Annotated in this window: 1 protein-coding gene; it reads left to right on the top strand. The window is 49.5% G+C overall.

Annotation, left to right across the window (positions count from 1 at the left end):
• On the top strand, nucleotides 1-509 hold a 509-nt coding region (locus ACTHUR_RS18630; RefSeq protein ID WP_440400253.1), incomplete at both ends, for a hypothetical protein.

Genomic DNA, 509 nt, shown 5'->3' with positions numbered 1-509 from the left:
CCCCAACACCACACCCAAACAACAACACCCCAACCCCAAAACCCCACCCAAAACAACCAACACACAAACCCCACAACAACCAAACACCAAAACCAAACACACCCCACACCAACCAACAAACACCCCAACCAACACCAAACAACCACAAAAAACCAAACAACAAACCCCCCAAACAACCCCCCCAACCCAAACAACCAACCAAACCACCACCCCAACACAAACCAAAAACCCCCCCCAACCACAAAACCCACACCAACACCCCACCAACCAACACCCCCACCCACCCACACCCAACACCAAACAAACACAACCCCACACCCAAACCCAACACAACACCCCCAAAAACAACCGACCACCCCCCCCAACCCAAACCAACCAAACCAACCAACCAACCAACCCCACAACCAACAACAAAAAAAACACCAACACCAACAACAAAAACAACAGCCACAACAAAAAAACAACAACACACCAAAAAAACAAAAACAAAACCACCCCCCACACAAACC

Source organism: Neisseria sp. P0021.S007, from assembly GCF_051956855.1.
Note: the sequence above shows the minus strand (reverse complement) of the source record. Positions and strands in the feature narration are given on the sequence as shown.